This is a genomic window from Phyllobacterium sophorae, from assembly GCF_003010965.1.
Classification (GTDB): Bacteria; Pseudomonadota; Alphaproteobacteria; order Rhizobiales; family Rhizobiaceae; genus Phyllobacterium; species Phyllobacterium sophorae.
In genome coordinates, this window is the sequence record NZ_PGGM01000001.1 from 554,488 (window position 1) to 573,791 (window position 19,304).

18 protein-coding genes are annotated in these 19,304 nt (G+C 57.8%); 15 read left to right on the forward strand and 3 right to left on the reverse strand.

The features are described 5' to 3' along the window. Window positions 1–93 precede the first annotated feature (93 nt). The 9 genes from CU103_RS02725 (at window position 94) to CU103_RS02765 (ending at window position 9,829) form a co-directional block, all read left to right on the forward strand. Entirely contained in the window at window positions 94–1,119 is a 1,026-nt protein-coding gene (locus CU103_RS02725) for a LacI family DNA-binding transcriptional regulator (protein WP_106662353.1), read from the forward strand. 95 nt (window positions 1,120–1,214) lie between these two features. Then, window positions 1,215–1,979: a DeoR/GlpR family DNA-binding transcription regulator gene (locus CU103_RS02730; RefSeq protein WP_106662354.1), complete on the forward strand. Its 765-nt coding sequence runs from the start codon at window positions 1,215–1,217 to the stop codon at window positions 1,977–1,979. 138 nt (window positions 1,980–2,117) lie between these two features. Further along, a complete protein-coding gene (gene glpD, locus CU103_RS02735; RefSeq protein WP_245448584.1) occupies window positions 2,118–3,644 on the forward strand; it encodes a glycerol-3-phosphate dehydrogenase in 1,527 nt (508 codons plus the stop codon). A 54-nt stretch (window positions 3,645–3,698) separates the two neighbouring features. After that, a complete protein-coding gene (locus CU103_RS02740) occupies window positions 3,699–4,781 on the forward strand; it encodes an ABC transporter ATP-binding protein (protein WP_106662356.1) in 1,083 nt (360 codons plus the stop codon). Window positions 4,782–4,789: 8 nt separating this feature from the next. Then, a complete protein-coding gene (locus CU103_RS02745; RefSeq protein ID WP_106662357.1) occupies window positions 4,790–5,857 on the forward strand; it encodes an ABC transporter ATP-binding protein in 1,068 nt (355 codons plus the stop codon). A gap of 2 nt (window positions 5,858–5,859) precedes the next feature. Beyond that, the gene (locus CU103_RS02750; protein ID WP_106662358.1) at window positions 5,860–6,726 is read left to right on the forward strand and encodes a carbohydrate ABC transporter permease; all 867 of its coding nucleotides are present in this window, start codon (window positions 5,860–5,862) and stop codon (window positions 6,724–6,726) included. Window positions 6,727–6,814: 88 nt separating this feature from the next. Next, window positions 6,815–7,633, forward strand: coding sequence for a carbohydrate ABC transporter permease (locus CU103_RS02755; protein WP_106662630.1), 819 nt, complete (start codon window positions 6,815–6,817; stop codon window positions 7,631–7,633). Beyond that, window positions 7,633–8,040 (forward strand): DUF2160 domain-containing protein, encoded by a 408-nt coding sequence (locus CU103_RS02760; RefSeq protein ID WP_106662359.1) that lies wholly within the window; start codon window positions 7,633–7,635, stop codon window positions 8,038–8,040. The genes CU103_RS02755 and CU103_RS02760 overlap by 1 nt, the downstream gene beginning before the upstream one ends. Window positions 8,041–8,104: 64 nt before the next feature. After that, complete coding sequence (locus CU103_RS02765) at window positions 8,105–9,829, forward strand: ABC transporter substrate-binding protein (protein ID WP_106662360.1); 1,725 nt, start codon at window positions 8,105–8,107, stop codon at window positions 9,827–9,829. A 50-nt stretch (window positions 9,830–9,879) separates the two neighbouring features. Here the strand turns inward: CU103_RS02765 and CU103_RS02770 are convergent, their stop codons facing one another. The 3 genes from CU103_RS02770 to CU103_RS02780 all read right to left on the reverse strand — a co-directional run bounded on the left by CU103_RS02770 (window position 9,880) and on the right by CU103_RS02780 (window position 11,697). Next, entirely contained in the window at window positions 9,880–10,191 is a 312-nt protein-coding gene (locus CU103_RS02770; RefSeq protein WP_106662361.1) for a type II toxin-antitoxin system RelE/ParE family toxin, read from the reverse strand. Next, on the reverse strand, window positions 10,188–10,454 hold the full coding sequence (locus CU103_RS02775) for a CopG family ribbon-helix-helix protein (RefSeq protein ID WP_106662362.1): 267 nt from the start codon (window positions 10,452–10,454) through the stop codon (window positions 10,188–10,190). Before CU103_RS02775 ends, CU103_RS02770 begins: the two co-directional genes overlap by 4 nt. A 79-nt stretch (window positions 10,455–10,533) precedes the next feature. Then, window positions 10,534–11,697: a dihydrodipicolinate synthase family protein gene (locus CU103_RS02780; RefSeq protein WP_106662363.1), complete on the reverse strand. Its 1,164-nt coding sequence runs from the start codon at window positions 11,695–11,697 to the stop codon at window positions 10,534–10,536. Between the two features lie 241 nt (window positions 11,698–11,938). Between CU103_RS02780 and CU103_RS02785 the strand changes: the two genes are divergently transcribed. The 6 genes from CU103_RS02785 to CU103_RS02810 all read left to right on the forward strand — a co-directional run bounded on the left by CU103_RS02785 (window position 11,939) and on the right by CU103_RS02810 (window position 19,227). After that, complete coding sequence (locus CU103_RS02785; RefSeq protein ID WP_106662364.1) at window positions 11,939–12,976, forward strand: LacI family DNA-binding transcriptional regulator; 1,038 nt, start codon at window positions 11,939–11,941, stop codon at window positions 12,974–12,976. Then, window positions 12,973–13,974, forward strand: a complete 1,002-nt coding sequence (locus CU103_RS02790; RefSeq protein ID WP_106662365.1) for a Gfo/Idh/MocA family protein — start codon at window positions 12,973–12,975, stop codon at window positions 13,972–13,974. The genes CU103_RS02785 and CU103_RS02790 overlap by 4 nt, the downstream gene beginning before the upstream one ends. Before the next feature lie 17 nt (window positions 13,975–13,991). Continuing rightward, window positions 13,992–15,593, forward strand: coding sequence for an acyl CoA:acetate/3-ketoacid CoA transferase (locus CU103_RS02795; RefSeq protein WP_106662366.1), 1,602 nt, complete (start codon window positions 13,992–13,994; stop codon window positions 15,591–15,593). Then, window positions 15,586–16,365: an enoyl-CoA hydratase/isomerase family protein gene (locus CU103_RS02800; protein WP_106662367.1), complete on the forward strand. Its 780-nt coding sequence runs from the start codon at window positions 15,586–15,588 to the stop codon at window positions 16,363–16,365. Before CU103_RS02795 ends, CU103_RS02800 begins: the two co-directional genes overlap by 8 nt. Continuing rightward, window positions 16,365–17,873, forward strand: coding sequence for an aldehyde dehydrogenase family protein (locus CU103_RS02805; protein WP_106662368.1), 1,509 nt, complete (start codon window positions 16,365–16,367; stop codon window positions 17,871–17,873). The genes CU103_RS02800 and CU103_RS02805 overlap by 1 nt, the downstream gene beginning before the upstream one ends. Window positions 17,874–17,979: 106 nt before the next feature. Further along, window positions 17,980–19,227, forward strand: coding sequence for an ABC transporter substrate-binding protein (locus CU103_RS02810; RefSeq protein ID WP_106662369.1), 1,248 nt, complete (start codon window positions 17,980–17,982; stop codon window positions 19,225–19,227). Window positions 19,228–19,304 lie beyond the last annotated feature (77 nt).

Genomic DNA, 19,304 nt, shown 5'->3' on the forward strand with positions numbered 1-19,304 from the left:
GCTGTCATAAAGTTATGCATAATGACTAGCATTCATCAAGCGTTTTATGGTAGCGCTGTCATTATTCTTTCAGCCGCACTGGATCGGGAGGCCATGTCGCGCAAACGCAACGCTCATCGAAGTCCCGACATGCCGACCTTGGCCGACGTCGCCCGGCTGGCAGGCGTGAGTGAGATTACTGCGTCGCGCGTCGTCCGTGCCCAGGGGCCGATTGCCGATGCAACCCGCACACGCGTGCTGAACGCCATTGCAGAACTCGGCTATATTCCAAACCGCGCAGCAGGCAGCCTCGCTTCTGCCGGCTCCACATTGATGAGCGTTCTTTTGCCCTCGCTCTCCAATATCGTTTTTCCGGATGTGTTGCGAGGCATTCATACCGCTCTCACGCAAACGGCGTTTCAGCCCGTGATCGGCGTGACCGACTATGATCCGCTGGTCGAAGAGCGCATTCTTGTCTCATTTCTAGCCTGGCAGCCAGCAGCGATCATCCTCGCCGGGCTTCACCATACACCGACGGCCCGCCGCCATCTGGAGCATGGGAGGTTCCGCGTTGCCGAACTCATGGATATTGACGGTGATCCCGTTGATATTGCTGTTGGCATGTCGCACCGCCAGGCTGGCTATGACACCGGCCGGCACCTCATCCAGCGTGGCTATCGCCGCTTCGGCTATGCCGGGCATAGTGTCGTCTTCGATGATCGCGCCACCGCCCGTTACGAGGGACTTTGCACGTCGCTGCGTGAGGCCGGGCTCTCGCTGGTTGCCGAGCATCGTCATCCGGGCCCAAGCTCGACTATGGCGGGGCGTGATTCGCTGGAGATTCTTCTCGCGACCGAGCCCGGTCTCGACGTGGTGGTGTTTCCGAACGATGACATGGCGATGGGCGGAATTTTCCACTGCATGCATGTCGGGATTACCGTGAAGCAGCAGCTTGGAATATTCGGCTTCAATGGGCTGGATATCGGGCAGGCGATGTCCATGCCGTTGTCGACGATCCTGTCGAAGCGCTTTCTCATCGGCAAGACGGCAGCTGAAAAATTGCTCGAAAGCCGTGAGCGCCCCGAGGAAAAGACCATCATCAATACCGGTTATGAAATCATCGAAGGTGCGACCGCATAGGTCAGAGTGGTTCATTTTCGCTTTTGCGCCGATTGACATAAGTTCATTTTCGTTTTCGAATGGCGTCACAGAAAACGAAAATGAAAGTTGACACGATGTTTCTGCCCCCCAGACATGCCGAAATTCTGGAGATGGCCAAGGAACATGGCCGCGTCCTCGTTGACGATCTCGCCGTTCACTTCAATTTGACGCCGCAGACCATTCGCAAGGATCTGAACGATCTGTGCGACCAGCGCCTGCTTACCCGCATTCATGGCGGTGCGCTGTTTCCTTCCGGAGTGCAAAATCTCGAATATGAGGCGCGCCGGCTCATCGCGGCAGGTGAGAAGGAGGCGATCGGCCGCGCGGCCGCCAATCTCATTCCGGATAACGCTTCGCTCTTCGTCAACATTGGCACCACCACCGAGGCGGTGGGGCAAGCCTTGCTTGATCGCAAAGGCCTGATGATTATCACAAATAATATTAATGTTGCCAATAAGTTACGTATTTACCCCGACATTGAAGTGGTCATCGCAGGTGGCGTGGTTCGTGGCTCCGATGGAGGTATTGTCGGCGAAGCCGCAGTGGATTTCATTCGCCAGTTCAAAGTGGATTTCGCGGTGATCGGCACCTCTGCCATCGACAGCGACGGGGCTCTGCTCGATTTCGATTTTCGCGAAGTGAAGGTTGCCCAAGCCATCATGGCCAATGCGCGCCATGTGATCCTCGTTTCTGACTCGACCAAATTCGAGCGCACGGCGCCCGTGCGCATCGGCCATCTCTCGCAGGTCCACACTTTTATAACCGATCGCTGCGAAAGCGCGGCAATCCGGCAGATTTGTGCCGATGCCGACGTACGGCTCATCGAAACCTCGGCCTGATTGGGCACTTGTGCCGTTTTGCAATGCGCAGTATAGTTCACTTCAGTTTCGTATTGCTTTCGTAATTCATTTGTGTATCTTTCGCAATTGCGAGGAAATGGTGCGTTGCGAAAAATCGGGAGGATGGAATTGCCAGGTTTGGCCGAACACGTCTTCGACATCTTCGTTATTGGCGGTGGCATCAATGGATGCGGCATCGCGCGGGACGCTGTTGGCCGCGGCTATTCGGTGTTCCTTGCGGAAATGAACGATCTCGCCAGCGGCACTTCTTCCGGCTCCACCAAGCTTATTCATGGCGGGCTGCGCTATCTCGAATATTATGAATTCCGGCTGGTGCGCGAATCATTGATGGAGCGCGAAGTGCTGTGGGCCAATGCGCCGCATATCATCTGGCCGATGCGCTTTGTCCTGCCGCATCATGCCGGCCTGCGCCCGGCCTGGCTCCTGCGGCTTGGCCTCTTCCTTTATGACCACATCGGCGGCCGCAAGAGGCTCCCTGCGACGCGGACGCTCGACATGACCCGCGATCCGGCGGCCAAACCGCTGAAATCGCTCTACACCAAGGCTTTCGAGTATTCCGATTGCTGGGTCAACGATGCGCGCTTCGTCGCCTTGAATGCCCGTGATGCCGCCGATCGCGGTGCCGTCATCCGTACCCGCACGAAGGTGGTCAGTGCCCGGCGCGATGCAAATGTCTGGACCCTGACCCTGCAGGACGACCTGACCGGCACCACGGAGGAAATCCGCTCGCGGCTCGTGGTCAATGCTGCCGGTCCCTGGGTGGATGAGGTGCTGACCGGTGTCGTTGGCAGCAACAATGCGCACAACGTCCGCCTCGTGCAGGGCAGTCATATCGTCGTGAGGAAGAAGTTCGACGATCCGCGCGCCTACTTCTTCCAGAACACCGACGGCCGCATCATTTTCGCCATTCCCTACGAACAGGATTTCACGCTCATCGGCACCACCGATCAGGATTATCACGGCAATCCTGCGGAGGTAAAAATCAGCGATGCCGAGATCGATTATCTCTGTGCAGCGGCCAGCGAATATTTCGTCGAGCCAGTCAAGCGGGAACATGTTGTGTGGACCTATTCCGGTGTGCGCCCGCTCTATGACGATGGTGCGTCCAAAGCCCAGGAGGCCACGCGCGACTATGTGCTGAAGGCCGACGCACCGCATGGCCAGGCGCCGCTGCTCAACATATTCGGCGGCAAGATCACGACCTACCGGCGTTTGTCGGAACACATGCTGGAGAAAATCGAGGATCAGCTTGGCAAAAAGGGGAAGCCCTGGACCGCCACTGGCACTTTGCCGGGCGGCGATTTTGCGGCAACCGCCTTCGATGCCGAGTTGCACAAGCTCAAGGTCGATTATCCTTTTCTGCCGGACGTTCATGCGCACCGCCTGTTCCGGCTTTACGGTACGAAAGTCCGGACATTGCTCGGGCGCGCAGCATCGATCGACGATCTTGGCAGGCACTTCGGCTCTGATCTTTACGAGGCGGAGGTTCGCTACCAGATCGATCATGAATGGGCCGTGACGGCGCAGGACGTGCTGTGGCGCCGCACCAAGAAGGGTTTGCATTTGAACGCTGACGAGGCAGCCGCGCTTGATCGCTTCATGGAAGATGCGGTCGACCGGCGGCGCAAGCTCGCAGCCGAATAGTTTTGGATTGAGCGATGTGGACAAATGTCCGCATTGTCTCTGGGAGGAGAGCATATGTTGGAATTGCGGAATGTATCCAAAGTGGTGGGCGGTAAGCCCCATCTCAGCGATATTTCGCTGACTTTGGAACATGCCACGCTGAATGTCCTGCTCGGCCCGACCTTGTCCGGCAAGACCAGTCTCATGCGCATCATGGCTGGCCTCGATGCGCCGACCTCGGGCTCGGTCTGGTTCGATGGCAAGGATGTGACCGGTGTGCCGGTGCAGAAGCGCTCGGTAGCCATGGTCTATCAGCAGTTCATCAATTATCCGGCTTTCACGGTCTATGAGAACATCGCCTCGCCCATGCGCGTTGCCGGCGCCGATAGTGCGACCATCGACCGCGAAGTGCGCAAGGCCGCGGAACTGCTGAAACTCACGCCGTTCCTTGACCGCACGCCGCTCAGCCTCTCCGGCGGTCAGCAGCAGCGCACGGCGCTGGCGCGTGCCATCGTCAAGAATGCCAAACTGGTTCTGCTCGATGAGCCGCTGGCCAATCTCGACTACAAGCTGCGCGAGGAATTGCGCCAGGAACTGCCGAAGATATTCGCCGAATCCGGTACGATCTTCGTCTATGCCACCACCGAACCGCATGAGGCGCTGCTTCTTGGTGGCAATACCGCGACCCTTTCGGAAGGCCGCATCACCCAGTTCGGGCCGACCATCGATGTCTTCCGCAAGCCGGACGACCTGATCACCGCGCAGACTTTCGCCGACCCGCCGCTCAACACAATTGCGCTGGCCAAGTTCGGCAAGGTGTTCCAGCTGGAGGGTGGTGTCGCTCTGCCGGTGCCCGCGCATCTCGCCGAATTCGCAGATGGCACTTACACCATCGGCTTTCAGCCGCACCATGTCGCGACAGTTCGGACGAATCCCGGCGAGATCGGTCTGAAAGCGACGGTCACCGCGACGGAAATCACCGGTTCGGAAAGTTATGTGCATCTCTCTTTTGCAGATGCGCGCTGGACCATGCTGGCGCATGGTATTCACATCTACACGCCCGATGAGGAGATCGAGATCTTCATCGATCCGCGCAATCTGATGATTTTTGACGCGAGCGGCAATTCCGTCACCCGCCGCCAGAAGCTGGCGGCATAGGAGCGATCATGGCACGCATCGACCTCAATCACATCCGCCATGCCTACGGCCCCAACCCGAAATCGGACAAGGACTATGCGCTGAAGGAAGTGCATCACAGCTGGGAGGATGGCGGCGCCTATGCTCTGCTTGGGCCGTCCGGTTGCGGCAAGACCACCCTGCTCAATATCATTTCAGGGCTGATCCATCCTTCGCACGGTCAGTTGCTCTTCAACGGCGAGGATGTAACGAACCTTTCCACCCAGGAACGCAATATCGCGCAGGTATTCCAGTTCCCGGTCATCTACGACACCATGACCGTCTACGACAATCTTGCCTTTCCCTTGCGCAATCGCGGTGTGCCCGAAGCGGAGATTGACCGCAAGGTGCGCGAAACGCTGGAAATGATCGATCTCGCCAGCTGGGCCAAAAAGAAGGCGCGCGGTCTCACCGCCGATCAGAAGCAGAAGATATCGCTGGGCCGTGGCCTCGTTCGATCCGACGTCAATGCCATCCTGTTCGATGAGCCGCTGACGGTTATCGATCCCCACATGAAGTGGGTGCTGCGCTCGCAGCTGAAGCAATTGCACCAGCGCTTCGGCTATACCATGGTCTATGTCACGCACGACCAGACCGAAGCCCTGACTTTCGCCCAGAAGGTCGTTGTCATGTATGACGGCGAGATCGTGCAGATCGGTACGCCCGAGGAACTGTTCGAGCGGCCGAAGCACACCTTCGTCGGTTATTTCATCGGCTCGCCCGGCATGAACGTCATGCCGGTAAAGCTCGCCGGCGGCATGGCTCAAATCGGCAGCCACCAGATTCAGCTGCCATCACCTGCCATGCCTGTCGCCGCAGGCAAGATTGAACTTGGAATTCGCCCGGAATATGTGCGTCTCGGACGTCTTGGCATACCGGTCAAGATCGCCAAGGTCGAGGATATCGGCCGGCACAAGATCGTCCGCACCCGGCTCGAAAATCAGGAGATCGCCGTCATCGTCGGCGAGGGTCAGGATATTCCGGCCGAACCGCATGTCGCCTTCGATCCGAAAGGCATCAATATCTACGCCGATTCCTGGCGGGTGGAAGGACAGTAACCATGGAAAAAACCTGGAACAACAAAGCTTGGTTCATGGTCCTGCCGGTGCTGCTGCTGGTGGCCTTTTCCGCCGTCATCCCGCTGATGACCGTGGTCAACTATTCGGTGCAGGATACGTTCGGCAATAACCAGTTCTTCTGGGCCGGCACGGAATGGTTCGAAGAGATACTTCACTCCGAACGCTTTCATGCCGCGCTCGGGCGTAACCTTGTCTTCTCGTTCATCATTCTTGCCATCGAGGTGCCGCTTGGCATCGTCATCGCGCTCAACATGCCGCGCAAAGGCTGGGGCGTTCCGGTCTGCCTGGTGCTGATGGCCCTGCCGCTGCTTATCCCGTGGAATGTTGTTGGTACCATCTGGCAAGTATTCGGTCGTGTCGACATCGGCCTCCTCGGCTACACACTCGCCAAGCTTGGCATCAATTACAATTACGTTCAGAACCCGATGCATGCCTGGTTCACGGTCATCATCATGGATATCTGGCATTGGACCAGCCTGGTGGTGCTTCTCTGCTATGCCGGTCTTGTGTCGATCCCCGATGCCTTCTACCAGGCGGCCAAGATCGATGGTGCGTCGCGCTGGGCGGTGTTCCGTTACATCCAGTTGCCGAAGATGAATCGCGTGCTGCTGATCGCCGTGCTGCTGCGCTTCATGGATAGTTTCATGATCTATACCGAGCCTTTCGTCGTCACCGGCGGCGGCCCCGGCAATTCGACGACGTTCCTGTCGATCGACCTCGTCAAGGTGGCTGTCGGCCAGTTTGACCTTGGTCCGGCAGCGGCCATGTCGATCATCTACTTCCTGATCATCCTGCTGCTGTCATGGGTCTTCTATACGATCATGACCAATTACGATGCGGAGCGCTGATATGTCGGTGAGACAGGAAACACTTGCACGCACCAGCGAGCGGCCCGAAGCCGAGCAGCGGCAGATCGACAAGGCGCTTGCCCGCAAGATGCGCAAGCGCGGCGACGAGTCGAAGTTCTGGTGGCTCATTCCGACGCTCTACATCATCTTCCTGATGCTGCCGATTTACTGGCTCATCAATATGAGCTTCAAGACCAACCAGGAAATCCTCGGTGCCTTTTCGCTCTGGCCAAAAAGCCCGACGCTGCACAATTACGCGGTCATCTTCACAGATCCGTCCTGGTACAAGGGCTACATAAATTCCATCATCTATGTGGTGATGAACACGGTGATCTCGGTGCTGGTGGCGTTGCCGGCGGCCTATGCGTTCTCGCGCTACCGGTTCCTCGGCGACAAGCACCTGTTCTTCTGGCTGCTGACCAACCGCATGGCTCCGCCCGCCGTATTTGCGCTGCCGTTCTTCCAGCTCTATTCGGCATTTGGGCTGATTGACACGCACATCGCCGTGGCGCTTGCCCATTGCCTGTTCAACGTGCCGCTTGCCGTTTGGATCCTTGAAGGCTTCATGTCGGGCGTTCCGAAGGAAATCGATGAGACCGCCTATATAGACGGGTACTCCTTCCCCCGCTTTTTCGTGAAGATCTTCGTTCCGCTGATCGCAAGCGGTATTGGTGTTGCCGCCTTCTTCTGCTTCATGTTCTCGTGGGTGGAACTGCTGATCGCCCGCACCCTGACGACGACTGCCGCAAAGCCAATTGCCGCCATCATGACACGCACGGTCTCGGCCTCGGGTCTGGATTGGGGTGTGCTTGCCGCAGCTGGCGTGCTGACCATCATTCCGGGCGCGATCGTTATCTATTTCGTCCGCAACTACATTGCCAAGGGCTTTGCCCTGGGGAGGGTATAATGGAAACGACAAGGCGTTGGCCCGTGGTGCTGGCGGTTGTCGCAGCCGCTTTCACAATCATGGTCGGGCTTCTCGTTGCGGCTGTGCCTGTCAAGGATGGCGCGCGCGACTGGTTCGCACCTCTGGTTGCCGGCGGTTGGATGGCCTGGACATTCCCGACTGCGCTGTTCTTCCTCACCATCTTTGCGCTCATGTCGCTTATGGCCGTATGGGAATATGCCTCTCCAGGTGGCAACCCAAGGGTTGGCATCTTGCGCTTTGAAACCACGCGCGGCGACCGGCTGTTCGTGTCGCTGCTCGGCAGCGCATTCATTCACCTCGCCTGGCTCGGCCTTGTCGGCCCGAACCTTTGGTGGGCTCTGGCTCTCTCTGTGGTCTACGCAATCGGCGTATTCCGCTTTGTCTAGGAACAAGGTGCAAGGCATTCCGCCACGCACCTGACGATGCAATCGCAACTCTGGGAGGACTAAAATGCGAACGCGAATATTGACGACAACGACAGCTCTCGTACTGCTCTTCGGTGCAGGCAGTGCCTATGCCGGCATGGACGAGGCCAAGGCATTCCTCGACAAGGAAATCGGCGACATGTCGGCGCTCGATCGGGCGGCGCAAGAAAAGGAAATGCAGTGGTTCGTGGATGCGGCAAAGCCTTTTGCCGGCCTGGACATCAAGGTGGTCTCGGAAACCATCACCACGCATGAATACGAGTCGAAGACCCTCGCCAAGGCGTTCACCGATATCACCGGTATCAAGATCACACACGATCTGATCGGCGAAGGTGACGTCGTGGAAAAGCTGCAGACACAGATGCAGTCGGGTGAAAACGTCTATGACGCCTACATCAACGACTCGGACCTGATCGGCACCCACTGGCGCTATCAGCAGGCGCGCAGCCTGACCGACTGGATGGCGAATGAAGGCAAGGATGTCACCAACCCGGATCTCGACATCGACGACTTCATCGGCAAATCCTTCACCACCGCGCCGGACGGCAAGCTTTATCAGTTGCCCGACCAGCAGTTCGCGAACCTCTACTGGTTCCGCTACGACTGGTTCAACGACGAGAAGAACAAAGCAGACTTCAAGGCGAAGTATGGCTACGACCTCGGCGTGCCGGTCAACTGGTCGGCCTATGAGGATATTGCCGAGTTCTTCACCGGCCGCGAGGTGGACGGCAAGAAGGTCTACGGCCATATGGATTATGGCAAGAAGGATCCGTCGCTGGGCTGGCGCTTCACCGATGCCTGGCTCTCCATGGCCGGCAATGGCGACAAGGGCATTCCGAACGGCAAGCCGGTCGACGAATGGGGCATCAAGGTCGACGAGAATTCGCGTCCGGTCGGCTCCTGCGTTGCGCGCGGCGGTGACACCAACGGTCCGGCTGCGGTCTATTCCATCCAGAAATACCTGGATTGGATGAAGGCCTATGCTCCTGCGGCGGCTCAGGGCATGACCTTCTCCGAATCGGGCCCGGTACCGTCGCAGGGCGAAATCGCCCAGCAGATGTTCACCTATACGGCGTTCACCGCCGACTTCGTCAAGCCAGGCTTGCCGGTGGTCAACGAGGACGGCACGCCAAAGTGGCGTTTCGCCCCGTCTCCGCATGGCGTGTACTGGAAGGACGGCATGAAGCTTGGCTATCAGGACGCCGGTTCCTGGACGTTGCTGAAATCCACCCCGGATGATCGCGCCAAGGCCGCATGGCTCTATGCGCAGTTTGTGACATCCAAGACCGTCGATGTGAAGAAGAGCCATGTCGGCCTGACCTTCATCCGCCAGTCGACGCTCGACCATAAGTCCTTTACCGACCGCGCGCCAAAACTTGGGGGCCTGATCGAGTTCTATCGCTCGCCGGCTCGCTTGCAATGGTCGCCGACCGGAACCAATGTTCCGGACTATCCGAAGCTGGCTCAGCTTTGGTGGCAGGCGATCGGTGATGCGTCCTCGGGTGCCAAGACTGCACAAGAGGCCATGGACTCGCTGTGCGAGGAACAGGAAAAGGTGCTTGGACGCCTCGAGAAGTCGGGCGTTCAGGGCGACATCGGCCCGAAATTGGCCGAAGAGCATGATCTTGCTTACTGGAATGCCGAAGCTGTGAAAGCAGGCAATCTGGCACCGCAGCTCAAGGTCGAGAACGAAAAGGAAAAGCCGCAGACCATCAATTATGATGAGCTGGTCAAGAGCTGGGTAAAGTAAGCTTCAAACAGTTGGAGCGGGGAAGGGGTGGCGCTTGGGCGCCGCCCCTTTTATTTGGATGGCCATTCGTCAACAGGCCAATCTCGTGCCGTATGAATGATGCGCACGATGGATACTGTTTCTCGCCCATGGATAAGGTTGATCGAATAATCGATAATGTAAGGCAGGCGCGGCACCGATTTTTCATACGTTCCGGCTACTCGTCCATGGCGGCCTTTCGCAAAACTGCCAAGATCGTTGCCGGCGTCTCGAATTCGGTCTGCTATTCGCCTTGCTGCTTCTGGATTATCGGCAGCAATATATGAGACCTGTTGTTTGAGGTCATCCAGTGCTGGACGGAACCATCCGACAGGCCGCGTCAAGCCTTGCGTCTTTCGACAGCGTCAATCACGGCATAAATTTCTGCCATGGCATCTTCATGCGACATGAAACTGTCGGTGTCTCCTGCGGTGATGGCGTCAAGGCCACGCTGAATACCCTCTACGATCTCGAGTTCATGGTCGACATAGGCAGAAACCGCTTCCGCAGCGAGAAAGGATTTGCTGCGTCGCGTGTCCTTTGCCAATCGGCCCAGCTTGTCTTTCATCTCAGAACTGATGCGTATAGTCAGAGTTGTATCAGTCATGGTTACAGCCTTGTGTTGTTTTGTACACAATCTAACACAGAAGTGCTTGTCGCCAATCGAATGAGGTACGTGTGCGAACTTAAAGCCCGTAGACCTGCAAAAGGTTCATCATGCGACTCACGGCCAGCTCAGGCTTGTCGAGAACATTGGCCTGATCAGCCAGCCGGAAAATATCCGCATAGTGGACGATCCCGCGTGCCGATTGCATGCCTGCTGGCATGGTGAAATGGCTTTGGTGGCCGTTGAGCCAGGCGAGGAACACGACGCCTGCCTTGTAATATTGGGTCGGAGCCTCGAAGATCTTGCGGGACAACGGAACCGTCGGCTCGATCACCGCGCGAAAAGCTTGAGTCTCGCCTTTGGCGAGGAGACTCAACGCCTTCGACGCCGAAGGTGCCACCGCGTCGAAGATACCGAGCAGCGCATGGCTGTAGCGTGTGCCGTCGCCTTCGATCAATTCGGCATAGTTGAAATCGTCGCCGGTGAAGCACAGCACACCCTCGGGCAGCCGCTTGCGCAACTCGACTTCCTTCCGGTTGTCGAGCAGCGAAATCTTGATACCTTCGACCTTGTCCCTGTTGTCGTTGATGATGGCGAGAACTGTTTCCAGAGCCGTGTCGAAGGAATGCGAACCCCAGTAGCCGGCTAACTGGGGGTCGAACATGTCGCCGAGCCAATGCAGAACGGCCTTCTCCCGGGTCTGGCTCAGGAGCTCGCCATAGACGGTGCGATAGTCGTCACCGGAACGTGCGACCCGCGCCAGTGCGCGGCTTGCCATCATTACCGCCCGTCCGCCCTCGGCCTCGACGAAACCGATCTGCGTCTCATAGGCGTCAATGACGTCTTGAAGATGCTTGGTGTCGTTCGGTGCCAGCTGGTCAGTGCCTGCACCGCAGGCGAGATCTGCGCCCGCAACGGAGCGCGACTCTGCGAGCGAGCGGCGGATCAGCTCGCGCGCTCCAGCCCAGTCCAAACCCATGCCGCGTTGCGCCGTATCCATGGCCTCGGCGATCTTGAATCCGAGCGACCAGAGGTGATGGCGGAAGGCCATCGTCGCATCCCAATCTATAGCCGGAGCGCCCCATGGCTGGACATCGCGCAAGGGATCGGAAACCACATGGGCGGCTGCATAGGCGATGCGGTTGAAGACAGGCATCGTGGCCGGTGTACCAATCGGTTCGCCTGTCAGACGATAATCGGAGGTTGTCCCGTCTGCGTTGGGCAACTTTAGGGTAAGGGTCATAGCTATCGCTCCCGATCAAACACGCAACTTCTATTTTGGAACGTTCCAAAAAACAAGAGATAAAACGAAAAATCACTAGATTCGCTCAAAATGCCCGCAAATTAGTCTGCAAAACACTGAATCTGTCCCAAGAAAATCAACCAGGACGGGTGTAATTGGCGCAAAAAATTGTGGTGTAAGAAAATGCTTGACTAATTTGGAACGTTCCAATTAAAGTTGCCGCAACTTGGGAGATACGCCTTTGAACCGGACCCGGACCAGCATTGTGGACATAGCGCGCGCCGCCGGCGTGTCGAAATCCACCGTGTCCCTGGTTCTCCAAGGCAGCCCGCTCGTCAATGACAAGACCCGCGAGAAGGTCAGCGGGCTCATCGATGAGCTTGGCTATGTCTATAATCGCGGCGCCGCAAACTTGCGCCAGGCCAGGTCCAAAATCGTCGGCATCGTCGTCAATGACCTGACCAACAGCTTCTTCGCGGAATTGGCTGTTGGCATGGATCTGGTGGTCCAATCGGCAGGTTATGTGCAGTTTCTCGCCCACAGCGGTGAGAGTGTGGACCGGCAGCGCCAGGTCATTGCATCGATGCGGGAAAATGGCATTGCCGGACTGATCCTGTCGCCGGCGCGGGGCACGGAAGCCAATGATATCAAGTCCTTGGCAGACAGCGGAATCCCGGTTGTGGTTGTTGTCCGAAACCTCCCCGGCGCCAAGGTTTCAACGCTTTTGTCCGACAATTATGCCGGTGCCAAGGCTGCCATCCGGCATCTGATCGGCCTTGGTCATCGCCGCATCGCCTTTATGGGCGGCTTCGTCGACACTGCGGTTTTCTCCGACCGGGTGCGCGGTTATCGCGATGCGCTGGTCGAGGCGGGTATCCCGCTCAACGACAATTTCATCATTCATTCCGCTCCATCGCGCGCCGGCGGTGTCGCAGCGGTCGAGCGCATGATGCTCTTCGCGGAGCGCCCGACTGCAGCCCTCTGCCTCAACGACGCGGTGGCATTCGGCGTTTGCGACGGCCTGCGCTCGAACAATATAGAGCCGGGAAAAGGCTTTGGAATCATAGGCTTCGATGACGTCATCGAAGCCAAGACCGCTGTTCCTGCCCTAACGACCGTTTCAGTTGACCCGCAGGGAATGGGCCAGCGCGCGGCCCAGCTGCTCTTGAAGCAGATCAACGCAGGACAGATCGATCAGGAATCCATCGTGACGTCAGTGCGGCTTGTGGTGCGGCAAAGCTGCGGTGCGCCCGTGAAACAACCGGAGGAAATGGCATGACACGCTGGGGATTGATCGGGGCAAGCACCATTGCGCATGAATGGGTGATCGATGCGATCCGCGCGAACGGCGGCGAGATCGTTTCGGTGATGAGCACGAATGCCGAACGCGGCGCGAAATACGCGACGGATCACGGGATCGCCCGTTCCGTGACGAGTGTCGATGCACTACTGAACGACCAACCCATTGATGCGGTTTACATTTCCACCACCAACGAATTGCACAAAGATCAGGTTCTTGCCGCTGCAAAAGCTGGAAAACATGTGCTATGCGAGAAGCCGCTTGCAACCAGCCTTGCCGATGCGCGCGTCATGGTCGAAGCGTGCCGCGCCGCCAATGTGGTATTTGCAACTAACCATCACCTGCGCAATGCGGCAAGTCACACGGCGATGCGCGATGCGATTGCGGCCGGCAAGATCGGCACTCCGCTTGCTGCCAAGGTTTTCCATGCGGGTTATCTGCCGCCGCATCTGCAGGGCTGGAGGCTCGACCGTCCGGAAGCGGGCGGCGGGGTTATCCTCGACATCACTGTCCACGATACGGATACGCTGCGGTACGTGCTCGGTGATGATCCTGTTGAAGCTATTGCGTCCACTCAAAAAAGCGGGCTTGCCAAGGCCGGGCTTGAGGATGCGGTCATGGGTGTGATGCGGTTCAAGTCGGGGCTCATCGCCCTGTTCCATGATGGCTTCACCACCAAATATTCCGAAACCGGCTTCGAGGTGCACGGCACCGAAGGCTCGCTCGTTGGTCGCAATGTGATGACACAGAGACCGGTTGGTACCGTGACCCTGCGCAATGCCGATGGCGAGACGGAACTCAAGCTCGATCACAAGAACCTCTACGAGACCGGAGTCGCCAGGTTCCACGCCGCGATTGCCGGAAATGGCGTTCCATCGGCGAGCGGCGAGGATGGTGTGTGGTCGCTCGCTGCAGGTATCGCTGTTGCCGAGGCGGCAAAAACCGGAACCGTCCAGCATATCAACCCAGGCCTTTGAAAAATAGAAATACAAGAATGAACAAGCACATAACTCCTGAGGAGGCCGCGAACCTCATCCCCGACGAAGCCATTGTTTCGGTCTCTTCATCGAGTGGTCTCGGTTGTCCGGATCTGATGTTGAAGGCGATTGGGGCGCGTTTCGATGCGACCGGTCATCCCCGCGATCTGACGACCTTGCACCCTATCGCTGCCGGGGACATGAGCGGCATCAAGGGTGTCGATTACATCGCCAAGAAGGGGCTTCTGAAGAAAATCATCGGCGGCTCCTACCCGTCTGGCCCCTCCACCGCCGAGCCGCCATTGATCTGGCAGATGATCGGCAATGATGAGGTCGCGGCCTACAACATCCCGTCCGGCATTCTCTTCGACATGCACCGCGAGGCGGCCGCGAAACGCCCGGGCGTGCTGACCAAGGTCGGGCTCGACACCTTTGTCGATCCGGACCGGCAAGGTTGCGCCATGAACGCTTTGGCGGCCAGGGAGCCGGTTGTTCGCAAGATCGACTTCGAGGGCGAGGAATGGCTGTTCTTCAAGCCCATAATTCCGCAGGTGGCCATCATTCGCGCCACCACGGCCGACGAGCGCGGCAACCTCACATACGAGCACGAGGGCGCCTACCTTGGCGGCTTCGATCAGGCGCTGGCGGTCCGCAACAATGGCGGAATCGTTATCGCGCAAGTGAAACGTATCACCAAGAGTGGTTCGATGAAGCCGCATGACGTGCGTGTTCCGGGCATTCTGGTGGACTATGTCGTCGTCGATCCTGATCAGATGCAGACGACGCAAACCGGCTATGACCCAGCGATCTCCGGTGAAATTTTCCATCCGTTGGAAGATTTTGCCCTGCCGGATTTCAATATCCAGAAAGTCATCGCCCGCCGTGTCGCCATGGAGCTTGAGGCGGGAAGCGCCGTCAATCTCGGTTTCGGCATCTCTGCCAATGTGCCGCGCATTCTTCTCGAAGAGGGACTGCATGGCGCGGTCACCTGGGTGATCGAGCAGGGTCCTGTCGGTGGCGTTCCGTTGCTCGACTTTGCCTTTGGCTGCGCTTCCAATGCCGAAGCCTTTGTACCGTCCCCGCACCAGTTCACCTATTTCCAGGGCGCAGGTTTCGATGCCTCACTTCTGTCCTTCCTTGAAATCGATCAAACCGGCTCGGTCAACGTGTCGAAGCTGAGCTTCCGTCCGCATGTCACTGCGGGTGCCGGCGGCTTTGTCGATATCACGGCCAGGGCACGCAAGATCGTCTTCTCGGGTATGTTCAATGCCGGCGCGAAAGTGCAGGTGGAGGACGGCAAGCTCGTGATCGAGAAGGAAGGCAAGCTGAAGAAGCTGGTCAGGGAGGTCGAGCACGTCACCTTCTCAGGCCGCCGTGCCGTCGAGCAGGGTCAGGACATCACCTATGTTACCGAGCGCTGCGTCATGGTTCTGCGCCCCGAGGGTCTTGTACTGACTGAAATTGCGCCGGGCATTGATTTGCAAACGCATATTCTCGACCAGTCGGAATTCCCGCTGGTCGTTGCCCGCGATCTTAAACTGATGGAGATTCAACTGTTTGGTCCGCAGCCATTCGGTTTGAAACTACCGCAGAAACCGCAAAGGACACTCAATGGCTGATCGGCGTATCGAAGTAACCTTCGCCGGCCCTATCGCCACGATCACGGTGTCGCGGCCGGAAAAACTCAACGCTTTCGACCTCGACATGCTGAAGGAATTAAGCGCTGCCTGCGATGCTGTCGAAGCCAACGCGGAGATACGGGTTGCGATCCTGACCGGTGCGGGCAAGGCTTTTTCTGCGGGCGGCGACATCAAGGCCTGGGCGGCGATGACGCCGAACGAATTCGGTCATGCCTGGGTGCGCTTCGGCCATCGCGTTTTTGAGCGTTTGGCTACACTGAGAGTCCCCCTCATCGCAGCGCTCAATGGCCATGCGCTGGGCGGCGGGCTGGAACTGGCCGCGGCCGCCGATATCCGCATCGCCGAAACCCAGATCAGGCTAGGCCTGCCGGAAACCGGGCTTGGCATGGTGCCTGGCTGGTCCGGAACGCAACGTCTTGTCCGCCGGTTTGGCGCACAGGTTGTCCGCCGCATGGCATTGGGCGGCGAGATCTTCAGTGCGAACGAGGGGCAAGCCGTCGGTCTGGTGGACCATGTCGTCGAGACGGGTGCCGCCGTTGCCACGGCGCAGGCCTACGCAGAGCGGATCGCCAAGCGTGGCCCGGCAGCCGTCGAAGTGGCAAAACTGATGATCGCCTCGGCCAATGGCGAAGATAATGGGACGGCGGTCGAGGCTTTGGGCTCGATCCTCGTCGCAAAAACAGCGGACCTGAAGGAAGGTGTTTCGGCCTTTGCCGAAAAGCGCGAGCCCGTGTTCAAGGGAGAATGGTAATGACAGTTCTGGTACGTCCACAAGCGCTCGATAATTTCAATGTGCGTGAATTCCAGATGCTGATCGGCGGTAAATGGGCCGACGGCGCTGAAGGTGGCGTGATCGAGCGCAAGAGCCCCGGACATGGCGTCGTGGTTTCGCGTTATCAGGCAGGAACGAAGGTCGATGCCGAGCGGGCAATCGCCGCTGCGCGCAATGCTTTCGACAACGGTCCATGGTCGCACATGACCGGTGCCGAAAGATCAAACATCATTTTGAAGGCAGCAGATCTAATCGCGGCCCGCTCCGATGAGCTCGCCTATCTCGACTGTATCGAATCCGGAAAGCCGATTTCGCAGGCGAAAGCCGAACTTGGCGGTGCCGTCGATATCTGGCGGTATGCCGCAGCTCTCGGGCGCGACCTGCACGGCGAAAGCTACAACACCCTGGGCGATGGAACGCTGGGCGTCGTGCTGCGTGAGGCAATCGGTGTTGTCTCGATTATCACGCCGTGGAATTTCCCGTTTCTCATTGTAAGTCAAAAGTTACCATTTGCGCTTGCTGCCGGTTGTACCACTGTCGTCAAGCCATCAGAACTCACGTCCGGGTCTACGCTGTTGCTCGGTGAAATTCTAATCGAAGCCGGTGTTCCGCCTGGTGTAGTCAATATTGTCGTTGGAACGGGCGCCGAGGTCGGTGCACCAATGACGACACATCCCGATGTCGACATGATATCTTTCACGGGCTCGACGCTGGTCGGCAAGCTTACCATGGCCAATGCAGCCCAGACTTTGAAAAAGGTTTCGCTCGAACTCGGGGGCAAAAACCCACAAATCGTTTTTCCCGATGCGGAGCTGGATGACTTCATCGATGCCGCCGTATTCGGGGCCTATTTCAATGCCGGTGAATGCTGCAATGCGGGGTCCCGCCTGATCGTTCACCGCGATATTGCGGACGACGTGGTTGCGCGTGTTGCGGCGCTCTCCGCCAAAGTGAAGGTTGGCGATCCGCTCGATCCCCAAACCAAGGTTGGTGCAATCATCACGCCTGAACACCTGAAGAAGATCGATACCTATGTGCGTCAGGCTGCATCGGCAGGTGCAAATGTCAGCCATGGTGGCGAACCGCTTGATCTCGGCATGGGGCAATTCATGTCGCCGACGATCCTTTCTTCGATTCAGCCGGAAATGGCTGTGGCGCGTGAAGAAGTATTCGGACCGGTGCTGTCTGTGCTAACATTCGAAACCCTGGAAGACGCCGTCCGTATCGCCAATTCCATAGATTATGGCTTGTCGGCCGGCGTGTGGAGCCGCGACTTCGACACGTGCCTGACAATCGGCAGACGGGTGCGTGCCGGAACGGTCTGGATGAATACATTCATGGACGGTGCATCAGAGTTGCCGTTCGGCGGATACAAGCAGTCCGGACTTGGCCGCGAGCTCGGCAGGCATGCAGTGGAGGACTATACCGAGACCAAGACGTTGAACATGCACATCGGTAGGAGGAAAGTAGTATGGTCAGGGAATTAAATCGATTGTAATAGCCATTCTGCATACTGTAAGAATGCTCCGGACTTGGGGAAACTTCGGTCGGATTTTGTCAAATTTTTCTCTTTTTTCACGTGGGAGGCATGAAATGAAAAAGTGGATGAATACGGTTGCTGCAGCAGCAATGTTGCTGGGTACCGCAACAATGGCGCACGCAGCCGAAAACGTCGAGGTCCTGCACTGGTGGACGTCCGGCGGTGAAGCAACGGCGCTGGAGGTTCTGAAGAAGGATCTGGAAACCAAGGGTATTACCTGGTCCGACATGCCGGTTTCTGGTGGTGGCGGCACCGAAGCAATGACCGTTTTGCGTGCTCGTGTAACCGCTGGCAACCCGCCAACGGCCGTGCAGATGCTCGGTTTCGACATTCTCGATTGGGCGAAGCAGGGTGCGCTTGGCAATCTGGACGATATTGCAGCGAAGGAAAAGTGGGATGACGTCATCCCGACAGCCTTGCAGGGTTTCTCCAAATATGATGGTCACTGGATCGCAGCGCCGGTCAATGTTCACTCGACCAACTGGATCTGGATCAACAAGGCTGCTCTCGACAAGGCTGGCGGTAAGGAGCCTGCGAACTGGGATGAGCTGATCGCCCTTCTCGACAAGTTCAAGGAGCAGGGTATTACGCCGATCGCCCATGGTGGCCAGCCGTGGCAGGATGCAACGATTTTCGACGCCGTCGTTCTGTCCCTTGGCAATGACTTCTACAAGGCGGCTTTCATCGATCTCGATCCCAAGGCTTTGGGTAGCGACAAGATGAAGGAAGCCTTCGACCGCATGACCAAGCTGCGCACTTATGTGGACGACAATTTCTCCGGTCGTGACTGGAATCTTGCCTCCGCAATGGTCATAGAGAACAAGGCTGGTTTGCAGTTCATGGGCGATTGGGCCAAGGGCGAATTCGTCAAGGCCAAGAAGGAGCCGGGCAAGGACTTCGTTTGCATGCGCTTCCCGGGCACTCAGGGCTCCGTCACGTTCAACTCTGACCAGTTCGCCATGTTCAAGGTCAGTGATGCACAACGGGCCCCACAGCTGGTCATGGCATCGGCCATTGAAAGCCCGACTTTCCAGTCGGCGTTCAATGTGGTGAAGGGCTCCGCCCCGGCACGCACGGATGTTCCGGACACCGCCTTCGATGCTTGCGGCAAGAAGGCCATCAAGGACCTTGCCGAGGCCAACAAGGCCGGCACGCTCTATGGATCCATGGCTCATGGCCATGCCAATCCGGCTGCCGTCAAGAACGCGATCTATGACGTGGTTACGCGTGAGTTCAACGGTGAGTTGAGCTCCGACGAAGCGGTGAAGGAACTCGTTTCCGCTGTTGCTGCCGCGCAGTAAGTTTCGCTTTCCTGTCCGGGGTCAAATCAGCCCCGGACAGGTTACCCGCGACACTTCGCGGCAACCATAAGAATTAA